This window comes from Litoreibacter sp. (assembly GCF_058136045.1).
In genome coordinates, this window is the sequence record NZ_JBYVDD010000006.1 from 133,362 (window position 1) to 148,811 (window position 15,450).

13 protein-coding genes are annotated in these 15,450 nt (G+C 59.1%); 9 read left to right on the forward strand and 4 right to left on the reverse strand.

Annotated features, from left to right (window positions below; genetic code table 11):
* The first annotated feature begins 85 nt into the window (after positions 1–85).
* The 9 genes from xsc to AC3Y7R_RS09105 all read left to right on the forward strand — a co-directional run bounded on the left by xsc (position 86) and on the right by AC3Y7R_RS09105 (position 10,739).
* Positions 86–1,855: a sulfoacetaldehyde acetyltransferase gene (gene xsc / locus AC3Y7R_RS09065; RefSeq protein WP_490041715.1), complete on the forward strand. Its 1,770-nt coding sequence runs from the start codon at positions 86–88 to the stop codon at positions 1,853–1,855.
* A gap of 129 nt (positions 1,856–1,984) precedes the next feature.
* On the forward strand, positions 1,985–3,004 hold the full coding sequence (locus AC3Y7R_RS09070) for a YeiH family protein (protein WP_490041716.1): 1,020 nt from the start codon (positions 1,985–1,987) through the stop codon (positions 3,002–3,004).
* A gap of 89 nt (positions 3,005–3,093) precedes the next feature.
* Positions 3,094–4,032: a phosphate acyltransferase gene (locus tag AC3Y7R_RS09075; RefSeq protein ID WP_490041717.1), complete on the forward strand. Its 939-nt coding sequence runs from the start codon at positions 3,094–3,096 to the stop codon at positions 4,030–4,032.
* Positions 4,029–4,790 carry a TSUP family transporter gene (locus AC3Y7R_RS09080; RefSeq protein WP_490041718.1) on the forward strand — a complete coding sequence of 254 codons (762 nt, stop codon included), beginning with the start codon at positions 4,029–4,031 and terminating at the stop codon, positions 4,788–4,790. Before AC3Y7R_RS09075 ends, AC3Y7R_RS09080 begins: the two co-directional genes overlap by 4 nt.
* A 17-nt stretch (positions 4,791–4,807) precedes the next feature.
* Entirely contained in the window at positions 4,808–7,618 is a 2,811-nt protein-coding gene (locus AC3Y7R_RS09085) for a molybdopterin oxidoreductase family protein (RefSeq protein WP_490041719.1), read from the forward strand.
* Complete coding sequence (locus AC3Y7R_RS09090; protein WP_490041720.1) at positions 7,600–8,469, forward strand: alpha/beta fold hydrolase; 870 nt, start codon at positions 7,600–7,602, stop codon at positions 8,467–8,469. The genes AC3Y7R_RS09085 and AC3Y7R_RS09090 overlap by 19 nt, the downstream gene beginning before the upstream one ends.
* Positions 8,466–9,209 (forward strand): 4Fe-4S dicluster domain-containing protein, encoded by a 744-nt coding sequence (locus AC3Y7R_RS09095; protein ID WP_490041721.1) that lies wholly within the window; start codon positions 8,466–8,468, stop codon positions 9,207–9,209. The genes AC3Y7R_RS09090 and AC3Y7R_RS09095 overlap by 4 nt, the downstream gene beginning before the upstream one ends.
* On the forward strand, positions 9,209–10,084 hold the full coding sequence (locus tag AC3Y7R_RS09100; protein WP_490041722.1) for a dimethyl sulfoxide reductase anchor subunit family protein: 876 nt from the start codon (positions 9,209–9,211) through the stop codon (positions 10,082–10,084). Before AC3Y7R_RS09095 ends, AC3Y7R_RS09100 begins: the two co-directional genes overlap by 1 nt.
* Positions 10,085–10,124: 40 nt before the next feature.
* The gene (locus tag AC3Y7R_RS09105) at positions 10,125–10,739 is read left to right on the forward strand and encodes a class I SAM-dependent methyltransferase (protein WP_490041723.1); all 615 of its coding nucleotides are present in this window, start codon (positions 10,125–10,127) and stop codon (positions 10,737–10,739) included.
* 16 nt (positions 10,740–10,755) lie between these two features.
* Here the strand turns inward: AC3Y7R_RS09105 and hisD are convergent, their stop codons facing one another.
* The 4 genes from hisD to AC3Y7R_RS09125 form a co-directional block, all read right to left on the reverse strand.
* Positions 10,756–12,063 carry a histidinol dehydrogenase gene (gene hisD / locus AC3Y7R_RS09110; RefSeq protein ID WP_490041724.1) on the reverse strand — a complete coding sequence of 436 codons (1,308 nt, stop codon included), beginning with the start codon at positions 12,061–12,063 and terminating at the stop codon, positions 10,756–10,758.
* 116 nt (positions 12,064–12,179) lie between these two features.
* Positions 12,180–12,773: a hypothetical protein gene (locus tag AC3Y7R_RS09115; protein ID WP_490041725.1), complete on the reverse strand. Its 594-nt coding sequence runs from the start codon at positions 12,771–12,773 to the stop codon at positions 12,180–12,182.
* On the reverse strand, positions 12,770–14,374 hold the full coding sequence (locus AC3Y7R_RS09120; RefSeq protein ID WP_490042014.1) for a hypothetical protein: 1,605 nt from the start codon (positions 14,372–14,374) through the stop codon (positions 12,770–12,772). Before AC3Y7R_RS09120 ends, AC3Y7R_RS09115 begins: the two co-directional genes overlap by 4 nt.
* A 47-nt stretch (positions 14,375–14,421) precedes the next feature.
* The gene (locus AC3Y7R_RS09125; protein WP_490041726.1) at positions 14,422–15,405 is read right to left on the reverse strand and encodes a membrane dipeptidase; all 984 of its coding nucleotides are present in this window, start codon (positions 15,403–15,405) and stop codon (positions 14,422–14,424) included.
* Positions 15,406–15,450: the final 45 nt, after the last annotated feature.

Below are 15,450 nucleotides of genomic sequence, written 5' to 3' on the forward strand. Positions count from 1 at the left end.
CAACTCTCCCCTCAGCCTAGCGTCGATCCAGAAGCCTGCAAAGGGGTAGCTACGTGCTGCCCATACCCATCTGGAGATTATCCCCATGAAGATGACGACTGAAGAAGCCTTCGTCAAAACCCTGCAAATGCATGGTATCCGCCACGCTTTTGGCATTATCGGCTCGGCCATGATGCCAATTTCAGACCTGTTTCCGACCTCTGGCATCAAGTTTTGGGACTGCGCCCACGAGATGACCGCGGGCATGATGGCCGACGGCTACACCCGTGCCACCGGCGAGATGTCGATGATGATCGCGCAAAACGGCCCCGGCATTACCAACTTCGTTACCTCCGTCAAAACCGCCTATTGGAACCACACGCCATTGCTGCTGGTCACGCCTCAGGCGGCCAATAAAACCATCGGTCAGGGTGGCTTCCAAGAGATGGAGCAGATGAACCTGTTCAAAGATTGCGTCGCCTACCAAGAAGAGGTCCGCGACCCAACTCGCATCGCCGAAACATTGAACCGCTGCATCATGCAAGCGCACCGCGCGTCTGCCCCTGTCCAGATCAACATCCCGCGCGATTTCTGGACCCAAGTGATCGACATTGAGCTGCCCATTAAGGTCGAATTCGAGCGCCCCGCAGGCGGTGAAGGCGCAATCAAAACCGCGGCCGAGCTGCTGTCCTCCGCCAAATTTCCCGTCATTTTGAACGGTGCTGGCGTGGTTCTCGCAGGTGGCATCGACGCCTCGATGAAGCTGGCCGAAGCCTTGGATGCACCTGTTTGCGTCGGCTACCAGCACAATGACGCCTTCCCCGGAAATCACCCGCTGTTTGCTGGCCCGCTGGGTTACAACGGCTCAAAAGCTGGGATGGAGTTGATCTCCAAGGCCGACGTCGTGCTGGCCCTTGGCACACGTCTAAACCCGTTCTCCACCCTGCCCGGCTACGGCATCGACTACTGGCCGACAGAGGCGAAGATCATCCAAGTTGACCTGAACCCCGACCGGATCGGGCTGACCAAAAATGTCACCGTCGGCATCGTTGGTGACGCGCGCAAAGTTGCCAACGGCATTTTATCCCAATTGGCTGGCAGTGCAGGCGACGCAGGCCGCGCCGAGCGCAAGGCGCTAATCGCGCAAACCAAGTCTGCTTGGGCGCAGGAACTCACCTCGCTGGACCACGAAGACGACGATCCGGGCACCACATGGAACGAGCGCGCCCGCACCCGCGAGCCAGAAAAAATGTCGCCCCGTATGGCATGGCGCGCGATCCAAACCGCGCTCCCAAAAGACGCGATCATCTCGTCTGACATTGGCAACAACTGCGCCATCGGCAACGCTTACCCGTCGTTTGAGCAAGGTCGAAAATATCTGGCGCCGGGCCTGTTTGGCCCTTGTGGGTATGGCTTTCCAGCGATCTGTGGCGCTAAAATTGGCTGCCCCGACGTGCCTGTTGTAGGCTTTGCCGGGGACGGTGCATTCGGTATCTCAATGAACGAAATGGTCTCGGTCGGGCGCGGCGACTGGCCCGCCATGACCATGGTTATTTTCCGCAATTACCAATGGGGCGCAGAGAAGCGTAACACCACGCTTTGGTTCGATGACAACTTCGTCGGCACCGAGTTGGACACCAACGTCTCCTACGCCAAAATTGCGGATGCTTGCGGCCTAAAGGGCGTGCAAGTCACCACCATGGCCGAATTGACCGAGGCGCTTGATACCGCGATCAAAGGCCAGATGACCGGCAATGTGACCACCTTCATCGAGGTTCTTTTGAACCAAGAGTTGGGCGAGCCATTCCGCCGCGACGCGATGAAAAAGCCGGTCTCCGTCGCAGGCGTCACCGCCGCCGATATGATCGACTTTTAACCCCCCACACATGAACACGGTCGGCCCGATCTCTGGGCCGACCACCCCCTTCAGCGACTGCCCAGCCAGATGTTTCGCAAGGCCAAGCCGCCCTACGTAGACATCCAGCAGAAAGGAAAACTCCTCAAAATGTTGCAGTCGCTTGCTACCCTTCCCGCATCCAGCAGACGCCTTTGGCCGGGCTTCATGGTCGCCACCGTGATCGCCATCACCGCCAAATTCCTGTCCGAGCATTACGGCGCGCCCGCCATGCTTATGGCCCTACTTTTGGGCATTGCTTTCCACTTCTTGTCTGAGGACCAAAAATGCGCCGAAGGCATCGAGTTCACCTCGCGCAGCGTCCTTCGGGTCGGCGTCGCTTTGCTAGGTGCGCGGATCAGTGTCGAGTTGTTGCTCGGCCTTGGCGCGGACCTCATTGCGTTGGTCATCGGCGGCGTCATTGCCACCCTTCTGTTTGGCTATATCGCCGCGCGTCTTCTAGGTCGCGGCTGGCGTTTCGGGCTGCTCACGGGTGGCTCAGTTGCCATCTGCGGGGCCTCCGCCGCCATGGCAATTTCTGCCGTTCTTCCCAAGAACGAGCACTCCGAGCGCAACCTGATTTTTACCGTCCTTGGCGTCACCGTCCTGAGCACCGTCGCCATGGTGATCTACCCCTTGGCGACCTTGTTCTTTGATCTTGATGACCGTTCTATCGGCGTCTTTTTGGGCGGCACCATCCATGATGTGGCCCAAGTTGTCGGCGCTGGCTTCTCGGTCTCCCAAGAGACCGGAGAGGTCGCCACATTGGTCAAGCTGATCCGCGTCACCATGCTGGCACCTGTGGTTTTGGTCATCGCCTTGGGCGTGCGCCAGTTCGCCAATACGTCACAAACCAGCGCAGAGCGCCCCACCTTAATGCCGTTCTTCGTCGTCATGTTTCTTGGGTTCGCCGCACTCAATTCCGCAAGGGTACTGCCGCAAAGCCTGATCCAATTCATGAGCCAAGCCTCCAGCTGGGCGCTGCTCATTGCCATTGCCGCCGTCGGCATCAAAACCTCGCTCAAGCGTATTTTCGAGGTCGGCGGGCAGGCCATCATCCTGATCATCCTTGAGACGATCTTTATTGCCGGCTTGGTTTTAGCCGGAATACTTTGGCTGGAAACTGCATGATGACACGCCCGAAAACAGATGTGGCGCCCGTGCATAGGGCCAGTAAAGTGATGGGCAATCACACTCGAACCAGAAAGCGAGGATAGCCCATGCCATCTTCCCATCCCTTCATATCTACCCGCGACGCCACCTGCCCCGGCTGGCTTCTCGACATGGCCCAAAAAGCCCCCTCGCCGCGTGTTGCAATCGCACGCGCTGGCGCGCCGCTGCCCATGCAGGCCGCCCATGAAGCAACGCAAGCCAACATCATGGAACCAGTCTTCACGGGCGAGCGCACATTGATCGAGGCCGAGGCGGAAAAACTCAACTGGGACATATCGCAATTCCAGATCATCGAGGCCGAGGGCGAGGCAGAAAGTGGCAAAGCCGCCGCCATGGCCTGCGGGTCGGGGCGCGCCGATGTCATGATGAAAGGCCAGTTGCATACCGACATGTTTATGCGCGCCGCCTTGTCGCGAGATGCAGGCCTGCGCACGGGCAATCGCCTTGTGCATATCTTCCACATCACCCACCCCGATGGCGGCCCGTCGATCACCATCTCAGACGCCGCTGTCAACGTGGCCCCCAACCTCGAGACCCGCCAAGACGCCACCCGAGAAGTCGTTAAGCTCTTGCATATGCTGGGCAACTCGCGCCCCAAAGTGGCCTATCTCTCGGCCACGGAATCCGTGTTGCCTGCGGTGCCTTCCTCGGTGGATGGTGACGCGTTAGCAACTTGGGCGAAGGCTGAAATCAAGGACGCCGACTTCTCCGGCCCCTTGGCGTTGGACCTAATTTTATCACCCGCCGCCGTCGCCACCAAAAAGCTAACCGCTGATCCCGTAGCAGGTCACGCCGACGCCATCATTGTGCCAGATATCGTGTCCGGAAACTCATTGTTCAAATCACTGGTCTACCTTACGGGTGGCTGCGCGGCTGGCATCGTTATGGGCGCAAAAGTCCCGGTTCTGTTAACCTCGCGCGCCGATCCTCCTGCTGCTCGCATCGCCTCTATTTGCCTTGCCGCCATTGTGAACGCCGCCGCATGAACCTGCTCAGCCTCCTCACCGATCTGACCACAACACAGCTTGCAATCCTTGCGGGCATCACGTTTGCGGCAGCCATGGTGCGCGGCTTTTCCGGCTTCGGCCTCTCGGCAGTTGTCATGGCCAGCGCGGTGTTCATCCTGCCACCTTTACAACTGATCCCAATGCTGTGGTTTCTAGAGATGGCGGGCAGTCTGGCGATGTTCAAAGGCGGCCTCAAAGACGCCAATACCAACGTCGCCAAGCGCCTGATAATCGGCTCTGGTTGCGGCTTGCCCATCGGCCTCCTGCTCAACATGCAACTTGCAGCAGAGACCTCCAAAGCCGTCGCCCTTACCCTTTTAATCATCCTCGCGCTCAGCCAGCTCCTTAAGCTAAAAATACCTTTCCTCGCCACCACCACAGGCACCTACAGCTCTGGCCTGGCGGCAGGCATCATCACCGGGTTCGCAGGCGCGGGCGGCATGTTCATCGCGCTTTATATGCTAGCGCGCCAATTGCCCGCACGCACCATGCGCGGCTCCATGTCGATCTACCTGCTTGGCGCGGGGGGCTTAGGTCTCATCACCCACTTAATCATCGGCACCATGGATCAGGTCGCCATCGCGCGCGGGCTGTTTTTCATCCTGCCTACGCTGATCGGCCTCTATGTTGGGCGCGCATTTTTCATCCCGCGCCTAGAGCCATATTACAAACCCTTCTGCCTGACCCTTTTGCTTGGCCTCGCCTCGCTTGGGCTGGCACGAACCATCATAAACTAACCCCGGAGAGAACAGCCATGAACCAGCCAATACTCGACCTCTCCCCCAAAGTCAGCGACGAGATCCGCAAGACAACTTGCTACATGTGCGCGTGCCGTTGCGGCATCAATGTGCACATGAAAGACGGCAAGGTCGCCTATATCGAAGGCAACCGTGATCACCCCGTCAACAAGGGCGTGCTCTGCGCCAAAGGCTCTGCTGGCATCATGCAGCACAACGCGCCCTCACGGCTTCGCGCACCGATGAAACGCACAGGCCCGCGCGGCTCTGGCGAATTTGAGGAAATCAGCTGGGACGAAGCCTATGACATCGCCACCGCCCTGCTGAAACCTATCCGCGAAGAGGCCCCCGAGAAGCTGGCTTTCTTCACGGGCCGCGACCAATCACAATCCTTTACCTCGCTTTGGGCACAGGGTTTTGGCACGCCAAACTACGCGGCCCATGGTGGTTTTTGCTCGGTCAATATGGCCACCGCAGGCATCTACACCATGGGCGGCGCGTTTTGGGAATTTGGGCAACCGGATTGGGACCGCACCAAGCTGGTGATGATTTTCGGCGTGGCGGAAGACCATGACAGCAATCCGATCAAGATGGGTCTGGGCAAGGTCAAAGCGCGCGGTGCCAAGGTCTTTGGGGTGAACCCTATTCGCTCTGGCTACAACGCTGTGGCCGATGAATGGGTCGGCATCAATCCCGGCACCGACGGGCTGTTCATCCTCGCCATGGTCCATGAACTGTTCAAAGCAGGCAAGCTGGACCTCGACTATCTGGCGATGTTCACCAATGCTCCAGTGCTGGTGAACGGCGACGAAACATCCGAGGATTTCGGCCTGCTGCTCCGCGACGCCGACAACAAATTGATGGTCATCGACCGCACCACGGGCAAGCCCGCGGCCTATGACGCCAAAGGCGTGACCCCTGATCTGGCAGGCAATCTGCGCGAAGCAGGCATCACCCACAGATCCGTATTCCAGCACATGGCCGAGAAATATCTCGACCCGCAATATGCCCCTGAAGCCGTGGCCGAACGCACCGGAATTTCCGCCGAACGCACCCGCCGCATCGCTGCTGAATTGGCCGATACCGCCTTCAATCAATCCATCGAGTTAGACCGCGAATGGACCGATTTTCGTGGCAATAAGCATAGCAAAATGGTCGGGCGCCCAGTGTCTTTCCACGCCATGCGCGGGATTTCCGCCCATGCCAACGGGTTCCAAACCTGCCGCGCACTGCATGTCTTGCAAATCATCCTCGGCTCGGTCGAAACCCCCGGCGGCATGCGCTTCAAACCCCCATACCCTAAACCGCCCGAGGCTCATCCCAAGCCGCATTACAACGTCAAACCCGGCCAGGCACTGGACGGCCCGCATCTGGGGTTTGTCCATAGCCCCGATGATCTTTGCCTCAAAGAAGACGGCTCGCCCGCGCGCATCGACAAGGCCTTCACATGGGAAAACCCGCTGTCCGCGCACGGCATGATGCACATGGTGATTTCCAACGCCCACGCTGGAACGCCCTATAAAATCGACACGCTATTTATGTATATGGCCAACATGTCGTGGAACTCGTCGATGAACACTGGCGGGGTGATCGACATGCTCACCGACACCCATGATGACGGCTCCTATGTCATTCCCAACATCATTTATTCCGATGCGTATTCCTCGGAAATGGTCAGCTACGCCGACCTGATCCTGCCCGACACCACCTATCTGGAACGCCACGATTGCATCTCGCTGCTGGACCGCCCGATCTGCGAGGCCGACGCTGTGGCCGACGCAATTCGCTGGCCCGTGGTCGAGCCTGACCGCAACGTCAAAGGCTTCCAATCGGCACTGTGCGATCTTGGCGCGCGCCTTGGCCTGCCCGGTTTCATCAACGAGGATGGCAGCCAGAAATACCAAGATTACGCCGACTACATCACCAACCACATCCGCCGCCCCGGCGTTGGCCCACTAGCAGGTTTTCGCGGCACGGGCGACGATCACGGGCGCGGCGATGCCAACCCCGAACAGCTTGATCGCTACATCGAGAATGGCGGCTATTGGGTCGAACACGTCCCCGAAGACGCCGCCTTTTATAAGCCGTGGAACATGAATTACCAAAACTGGGCGGTGAAAAAATCCTTCTTCGACAAGCCCCAGCCCTACCTGTTCAACCTCTACGTCGAACCCCTGCGTCGTTTTCAACTTGCGGCTGAGGGCCATGGCACCCGCCAGCCGCCAGAGCATTTGCGCGAGCGGATCAAAGCCACCATGGACCCGCTGCCAATTTGGTACTCAAACGAGGCCGAGAACATGGTCGATGATTTCCCCATCACCGCCCTGACCCAACGCCCGATGGCGATGTACCACTCATGGGGCGGTCAGAACGCGTGGCTGCGCCAAATTCATGGCCGAAACCCGCTCTATGTGCCGACCAAAATCTGGGAAAACAACAACTTCTCCGAGGGCGATTGGGCACGAGTCACCTCGCCCCACGGCGAAATCGTGGTGCCCGTGGCGCTGCAAGCCGCGCTCAATTCCAACACGGTCTGGACATGGAACGCCATCGGCAAACGCAAGGGCGCATGGGCGTTGAAAGAAGGTGCCGACGAGACCACCAAAGGTTTCTTGCTCAACCACCTGATCCACGAATTACTGCCCCCAAAAGGCGACGGGCTGCGCTGGTCGAACTCCGATCCGATCACTGGGCAAGCCGCTTGGTTTGATCTAAAAGTGCGCATCGAGAAAGCCGTACCGCCCTCCCAAAGCCAACCCGACACGCCCGCACAAAAGTCACCCGTGGGCACGGGTCCAAGCCAATTGACATGGAAGGTCGGCAAATGATCCGTCACGACATCACAGGCCATAACGGCGTAAATATCGCCACCTTTGAAGGCGGAAATCCCGACGGACCGCCCCTTCTTTTGGTGCATGGCTGGTCGCAACATCACCTCAGTTGGTCACGCCAGATGAGCGGCCCGCTAGCCGATAAATACCGCCTGATCGCCCCCGACCTACGCGGCCATGGTGCCTCCGACAAACCGCTTGATGCGGAGAGCTACAACAATTCACACCCTTGGGCTGGCGACTTTGACGCCATCATCAAGGCCCTCAACCTAGACAACCCTCTGCTGGTCGGCTGGTCCATGGGCGGCTGGGTTTTGAACGACTACATCCGCGTGCATGGCGACGCCGCTATCAGTGGGATTTGCCTGATCGGCACGGCAGTTGCCACCGGAAAATTCGCCCCTCCCGAGGCATGGAAAATGCGCATGGGAGATCTGGATGTGAAGGCCGAGGGCATGTATTCCGACGATTACGCCACTGCGCTGGAAGCCACGATCCGCTTCATCCAAGCCTGCGTCGCGACACCCTTGCCTGCCCATGATTTGGCGCTGATGACCGCCTTCAACATGCTCTGCCCACCACAAGTTCGCCACGCCGCGCGGGTGCGCCAAGAGGACTGGCAACCAAGTGCCGCCAAGATGACCAAACCTGCCCTGATCTTATGGGGCCAGCACGAGCGCCTTGCGCCAAAACCCATGGCAGATCAGGCCTTGGCCACCATCCCCAACGCGCGCGAACTGGTCTACGAGATCTCCGGGCACGCGCCATTCTGGGAAGAATCTGATCGCTTCAACGCGGATCTTGCCGCCTTCGCAGACACCTGTTTTAGCATAGGGGCAACACCATGACCCAACTTCCAACCCATACCGAGAAAAAACTCGGCCTTGTTATCGACCTTGATACCTGTGTCGGATGCCATGCCTGCGTGATCTCATGCAAAGGCTGGAACACCGAGAATTACGGCGCGCCCCTGTCGGACCAAAACCCCTATGGCGCGGACCCATCTGGCACGTTCCTAAACCGCGTCCACAGCTTCGAAGTTCAGCCCGATCACGGCGAGGCCATGAGTGTCCACTTTCCCAAATCTTGCCTGCATTGCGAAGACGCCCCCTGCGTCACCGTCTGCCCAACAGGGGCCAGCTACAAGCGTGTCGAGGACGGCATCGTATTGGTAAACGAGAGCGATTGCATCGGTTGCGGCCTATGCGCATGGGCCTGCCCTTACGGCGCGCGCGAGTTGGACCAAGCCGAAGGCGTGATGAAAAAATGCACCCTTTGCGTGGACCGCATCTACAACAAGAACCTGCCCGAGGAAGACCGCGAACCCACCTGCGTGCGCACCTGCCCTGCGGGCGCGCGACACTTCGGTGATTTGGGTGACGAAACCTCTGAGGTCTCCAAGTTGGTAGCAGCGCGCGGTGGCATGGACCTGATGCCAGAACTGGGCACCAAACCGGTTAACAAATACTTACCCCCCCGCCCCAAGGACGATAAAATCGACATCCTTGCCCCCGTCCTGCACCCCATCGCCACAGAGCCGCAGGGCTTCCTTGGCTGGCTTGATAAAACGCTCGAGAGGATTGGCTAATGCATCCAGCACCGTCCATTATATTCTTCACCGTATTCTCTGGCCTTGGCTTTGGAATGCTCACGTTTCTCGGCTTCGGCAAGCCTGACTATTCCGGCTTCATCGCCTTCATCTTTTTCGCACTCGCCTACGGGCTGGCCATCGGTGGGCTGATCGCCTCGACCTTCCACCTTGGCAACCCGAAACGCGCCCTCAAGGCGTTCAGGCAGTGGCGCACCAGTTGGCTGTCACGCGAAGGCTGCCTCGCCGTTGCAGCCCTTAGTATCATGGGCCTCTACGCCATCGGTGTCGTCTTCTTTGACACCCGCTGGGCCCTATTGGGCTGGCTTGGCGCAGCGCTTTGCCTCGCCACCATATTTGCCACCTCGATGATCTACACCCAGATCAAAACCGTGCCACGTTGGCACCATTGGACCACGCCCATAACCTTCCTGCTCTACGCGATCACCGGCGGTGCATTCTTTGCCGGGCAAAGCTCCATCGCCGCGCCGCTTTTGCTGATCCTAGGCGCGGTCCAATGCGTCACCTGGCTCATCGGTGACAAGCAATTTGCACGCTCCGGCTCTAGTATCGAGACCGCCACTGGACTGGGCCATATGGGCAAGGTCCGCATGTTCGAGGCCCCCCATTCCTCAGACAACTACCTGATGAAAGAAATGGTCCATGTCATTGGCCGCAAACACGCCCGAACCCTGCGCATCATTGGCCTTGTTTGCGTCTCGATCCTGCCCTTCATCATCCTCTCCATCCCCGCTTTCAGCCACATCGTCGTGATGCTGGCTTTGCTTCTACACATCGCAGGCGCGCTAACCCTACGCTGGCTTTTCTTCGCCGAAGCGGAACATGTGGTTGGCCTCTACTACGACCAGCGTTAAGGTCACTCGCGATCCAAACGCGAACTGGCGGCACGTGAACATGACCAAAAATGCAGCGGACCTTCGGGTTGATTTCATCGGTGGCGCCGTCGCCCATCGGCTGCGCTTTGGTGGCGGGCGCGGTCAGGCCTTGCCCAAGGCCATGGGGCTGCGTGCTGGCAAAACTCCGATGATTGTGGACGCCACAGCTGGCTTGGGCCGCGACGCCTTTTTGCTAGCCTCCCTTGGCGCGCATGTGGTGCTGATAGAGCGCTCGGAGCAAATGCACCGCCTCTTGGCCGAGGGCCTTAAGCGTGCTGCCCTTGAGGGCGGTGAATTTCGCGACATAGTTGCCCGCATGACGCTGATGAAAGGCGACGCAAAAGACCTGCTTCCCGATCTTTCAACCCAGCTATCAGCGGAAGCCATCTTAATCGACCCCATGCACCCCGCCCGCAAAAACTCGGCCTTGGTCAAACGCGAGCTACGCCAAATCCGCGAGATCGTCGGCACCGATGAAGACGCGGCCAACTTGATGCGTGTGGCGCTGGAAAACGCCAGCAATCGCGTCGTTCTAAAATGGCCGGCAAAGGCCGATCCTATTGAGGGGATACGGGCCTGCTCGCACCAAATTATGGGCAAATCAACGCGCTACGATGTGTTTATGACGGGCTAGACCACTGCACTCTACGTCACTCAATCCGCTCTTGCTCGGCCACTTCAAACCCCCACTCACGATCCCCGCCAAACTTCTGCAATCGCCAATCGCAAGCCCGCGCATGGGCATCCATCCCCTCGGTGCGTGACAGCCGCGAGGCCACCGACGACATCATCGGATCGGCATCTGTCGCGATCTCCTGCCATGTCAGTATTTTCAGAAATTTCATCACATTCAGCCCACCCGTATAGCGCGCCGCCTGACGGGTCGGCAAAATATGGTTGGTGCCGGAACATTTGTCGCCATGGGCCACCGTGGAGCCCTCGCCCAGAAACAGTGAGCCATAGTTGCGCAGCCGCGCCTTCCACCACTCCAAATCTTCCGCCTGCACCTGTAAATGCTCGCAAGCATAGCGATCAGACACCTCTGCCATCTGCTCTCGGTCATCACAAATCACAATCTCACCGTGGTTCGCCCATGCTTCCAAAGCAACCTCCCCCGTCGGCCAATCATTGGCGATTTGGGGCAAAATGCGGTTCACAATCTCAGCAAGGCTAGGCGACGTGGTAAACAGCCACACGGGCGATGTCGTGCCATGCTCTGCCTGTGACAACAGATCAATTGAAACGGTCATCGGGTCGGCGGTCTCGTCGGCGATCACTGCACTTTCCGTCGGGCCAGCGAACAAGTCGATCCCCACGCCGCCGAACAATTGCAACTTCGCCTCCGCCACAAATGCGTTGCCGGGGCCGACCAGAATATCCGCAGGTCGCGCGCCAAACAATCCCATAGCCATCGACGCCACAGCCTGCACGCCACCCATCTCCAAAATCAAATCCGCGCCCGCCAAATCCATTGCATAAGCCACCGCCGGATCAATCGCATCACCCCGTGGCGGCGATGCGGCAACGATGAACGCCACCCCCGCCGCGCGCGCCGTCGCCACGCTCATCAACGCCGAGGCCACATGCGCATAACGCCCCCCCGGCACGTAGCAGCCCGCGCACTCCACCGGCACGCATTTTTGGCCCAAGGTCACCCCCGGTTCGGTCTCTAGCTGAAAATCCGTCAGGCTGGCCCGCTGCGCCTTGGCAAAGCGCATAATCTGGGTGTGCGCGAACTGAATGTCCTCCTTTGCCTGATCCGAGACCTGCGCAATCAGCCGCGCTTTCTTCTCATCGGACAGGGCAAAATCTTGGGTCCAACCGTCCAGCTCTTTGGCATAGTCACGCACGGCCTTCTCGCCATTCTTGCGAATATTGGCCAACATGCCCTCAACAATCGCGCGGGCCTTATTGTCTGCGTCCAACTTATCAACGAGCGGGGTCTTGAGATGCTTCATGGCACGCGGCCTCCCTTGCAAACTACTGCCATAGGCATCGGTCACGCGGGCCACTTTCGCAAACCTTATTCATCGGTCACGCGACACTTTCAGGAAACCTAAAACTCCGCTTTGCGCTAATCGTTATCTTGCAACCCGGCCCCCGCGCCAGACAACCGCGATGCATCCGTGGCGGGCACAAGCGTCTTCGCCGCCAGCGCGTCCAATCGGCTCAACGGCACCAGTGGCACGGCTTGCGGTGCCCCCAACGCAGCCAGTCCCTTAGCTGCTTTTGACACCATGACCGTCTGCGCGTCGGGCCGATCAAATTTAACCTTCACCCCGTAGACTTTTTCCGCCTGCACCATGACTGGCCATAGCAGTTGCGGCCAGTCCAGCCCGTGTAAAACCACCCGCGCAGCACCGCACACAAACGCATCCACCAGCGCGGGCGCAGCCATGGCAATGCGCGCGTCCTCAATCACGCGATGCTCCGCTGTGCCCTCGGACCGGACCGCCATATGCGGCCCCTCCAACGCGGCCGCAGCCATCGCAAACAGCTTCGGATCACTCATCAATAAAGCCGCCAATCCGGCGAAATCCTGCGCATGGCCCAGCGGCAACCCCGCCCCTGTACCCGCCTTCAATAGCAACCCCTGCACTTCGCCCTCCGAGCGCCGCTCGGCTGCATACTCCGGCCCGTCAGCCAAGAACTCATCAATCCAGCTCATGATTTCAACTCAGGCTCAAATACTGGCAACCACCAGTCATCAGCGCGCTCCAATTCATCATGCAAAGGCGCCCCCTGCGCCAAGGTGATCCGCGTCCACCGGTCCGATTTTGGGTCAAATTTAGCCGCCCCGAAAAATGCCAACTTGCACCGCAACATATCAATCGGCTTACATCCCTCGCCAATCAAATTGTCGCGAATCTCACCATAAGGATGCGTGATCAAAAGCTGCACCCGCCGCGCCACACTCCGGTGCTGTGGGAAGGTCCGCAAGAAGTCGCCAAGCACACCAGTCTTGCCCGCCAAATCAGCCGCCATCGCCTGCATTTGCCGCGCGATATCCAGCGGGCTTTCCAGATCTGCCCCCACGTCCTCATACCGCTTGCCCAACCTCGGCTCCTGTTTTTCTTCACTCACATACCAAAACTGGGCGTCCTCGCGCGGATCACCAAAATCATAGCCCAGCGCCCAGACGCAATCACGCTCCATCGCCACACGTAAATCCGCCACCCTCATCGTCGGATCCAACGGCGCCCGAGACCCCGTGGCCATGCATCCCGCCAGCCCATCCACCAGCGCGCCAAACGGCTCCAGCACCAGTGAAACCACCAACTCCTGACATTCCACCGAGAACACCTCAGCCACCCGCACCACCTGATCCAGCGGCTTTGCCTGATCCAGCAGCTCCCCCAATTGCGGCACTAAATCCGCCCAGTCCCGTTGCACCTGCGCAATGCGCGTCTGGTGCTCCGCATCAGGCACGCGCCACTGCTGTAAATGCTGCGCGGCACGGCCCGCCAACTCGATAATCCGCGCCCTTTGTGCGCCCGTCAAATCAGCCACCGCACGCACCCGCGCAAGGGCGGTTTCGCGTGCCATCACCCAATTGTTCAACAGCTCAGGATGTGACACCAAAAACGGGGCCATCCCCAATCCGGTAGAGTTTCCGATCCCCAAATGTCGCTTTAAAGCGCGTTCCAGCGGCGCCCCGCCCACATGCTCAACCAGATCATGGGTAAACCCCCGGATCAGCCAAACCGTTAGCATTTCAGCGGCGAATGGCCCTTCCAAGCCGGGGCGTTCTGCAATCACCGCGCGGTCCGCGATGCCAAACTTGCCGTTCCCGTAAACGGCGGTGGTGCGCATTAAATAACCAATATCACCGATCATCCCAACGTCCGGTTGGCGGTCTTCTCGCAACGCCTGCACCACCTCTGCAAACAGACGTACTGACTTATTTGCGCGGCTTAAAACCAGATCACGCTTAGTAAACCGTCCGGCTTCTTGGCGCGGCGCACTCGAAGCCAGTCGCGCAATTTCCGCCGCATCAGGCACCCCGTCATAAAGCACAAACGCAGCGTCCCAAGCCTGTGCAATCACCCGGTCCGTGCGCTGCTCAGGTGCCAATTTGTTGGAAAACGCCACCAGAGAATACACATGTCCGCCCAACGAGATCGAATAAACCGCGTGCCCGAACCCGTCGCCATCCATGGCCCAAACAGGCCGCGTTAGCTGCGCATCCTCACGGCCCAACCGCCGGATAATGCTGCGCAGAAAACTCAGCCGTGACGGAAACATAGCCCCCATGCGTTGCAGCCGCATCACCACATCGGGACTGCGCAACGCAACCTGAGGCGGCAACGCTGCTTTCACAAAACACCACCAAACGAGGCATCATAAAAGCGCAACCAGTTGCCCCCCATGATCCCCTCGACCTCGCCCGGATCAAACCCCGCCCTCAGCAGCCCCACGCTTAGGTTCGGCATATCGCGGTTGTCCTTGAACCACGGCGGCTGCGGCGGAAAACCGGCCTGCGCGGCAGAGCCCTCGCCGTAGTCCACCTGCTTGGACCACCGCCCGTTGCGCATCCACGTCACCACACTGTCCGGCTGGTCTTGGCAAAGGTCCGAGCCGATCCCTAGGGTCTCCGCCCCATAGCGCGATGCGGCCTCCGCAATCATCTGACAAAAGCTGTCCAGCGTGCAATCCGTGCCGTCTTTCAGGTGATGCGGGTACATCGAGAACCCCAACATTCCGCCCGCCCCCGTCAAAGCCCGCAACACCTCGTCAGATTTGTTGCGCAGCGCCGCGTGCCACCATTTCGGGTTCGCATGAGTGATCGCAATCGGGCGACTGGAGCGCTCAATCGCCTCCAGCGTTGATCGGTCGCCGGAATGGCTCATATCAACCACCATCCCTACCCGGTTCATCTCGCTGACCGCTTGTCGGCCAAACCGCGTCAATCCGGTGTCGTCATCTTCATAACACCCCGTCGCCAGCAGCGATTGATTGTTATACGTCAGTTGCATGAACCGCAGCCCCAACTGGTGCCACACTTCAATTAACCCGATATCATCCTCAATCGGCGCCGGGTTTTGAAACCCGAAAAACACCGCCGTGCGCCCCGTCTCCATGGCCCGCCTCACGCAATCGCCAGTCGTGCCACGCACAATCAACTCCGGGTACTGCTCAAACCAGCGATTCCACTGCGACACATTTAACACCGCTTCGCGAAAACTCTCATGATAGGCAATCGTCACATGTACCGCATCCACGCCACCACTGCGAAGCTGGCGAAAGGCCGTCTCGGACCAATTCACATATTGCAGATTATCAATAACGGCTGTTCTCATACCCTAATCCTGTCAGAAACCGCCCCAAACGCAAGAAGAAGGGGC

What these genes read in the sequence shown, in the direction of transcription:
- AC3Y7R_RS09105 (WP_490041723.1), top strand. Translation starts at nt 10,125, where the DNA reads ATGACCAAAAATGCAGCGGACCTTCGGGTTGATTTCATCGGTGGCGCC.
- AC3Y7R_RS09115 (WP_490041725.1), bottom strand. Translation starts at nt 12,773, where the DNA reads ATGAGCTGGATTGATGAGTTCTTGGCTGACGGGCCGGAGTATGCAGCC.
- AC3Y7R_RS09080 (WP_490041718.1), top strand. Translation starts at nt 4,029, where the DNA reads ATGAACCTGCTCAGCCTCCTCACCGATCTGACCACAACACAGCTTGCA.
- AC3Y7R_RS09090 (WP_490041720.1), top strand. Translation starts at nt 7,600, where the DNA reads ATGGAAGGTCGGCAAATGATCCGTCACGACATCACAGGCCATAACGGC.
- AC3Y7R_RS09085 (WP_490041719.1), top strand. Translation starts at nt 4,808, where the DNA reads ATGAACCAGCCAATACTCGACCTCTCCCCCAAAGTCAGCGACGAGATC.
- AC3Y7R_RS09070 (WP_490041716.1), top strand. Translation starts at nt 1,985, where the DNA reads ATGTTGCAGTCGCTTGCTACCCTTCCCGCATCCAGCAGACGCCTTTGG.
- hisD (WP_490041724.1), bottom strand. Translation starts at nt 12,063, where the DNA reads ATGAAGCATCTCAAGACCCCGCTCGTTGATAAGTTGGACGCAGACAAT.
- AC3Y7R_RS09100 (WP_490041722.1), top strand. Translation starts at nt 9,209, where the DNA reads ATGCATCCAGCACCGTCCATTATATTCTTCACCGTATTCTCTGGCCTT.
- AC3Y7R_RS09075 (WP_490041717.1), top strand. Translation starts at nt 3,094, where the DNA reads ATGCCATCTTCCCATCCCTTCATATCTACCCGCGACGCCACCTGCCCC.
- AC3Y7R_RS09095 (WP_490041721.1), top strand. Translation starts at nt 8,466, where the DNA reads ATGACCCAACTTCCAACCCATACCGAGAAAAAACTCGGCCTTGTTATC.
- xsc (WP_490041715.1), top strand. Translation starts at nt 86, where the DNA reads ATGAAGATGACGACTGAAGAAGCCTTCGTCAAAACCCTGCAAATGCAT.
- AC3Y7R_RS09125 (WP_490041726.1), bottom strand. Translation starts at nt 15,405, where the DNA reads ATGAGAACAGCCGTTATTGATAATCTGCAATATGTGAATTGGTCCGAG.
- AC3Y7R_RS09120 (WP_490042014.1), bottom strand. Translation starts at nt 14,374, where the DNA reads ATGCGGCTGCAACGCATGGGGGCTATGTTTCCGTCACGGCTGAGTTTT.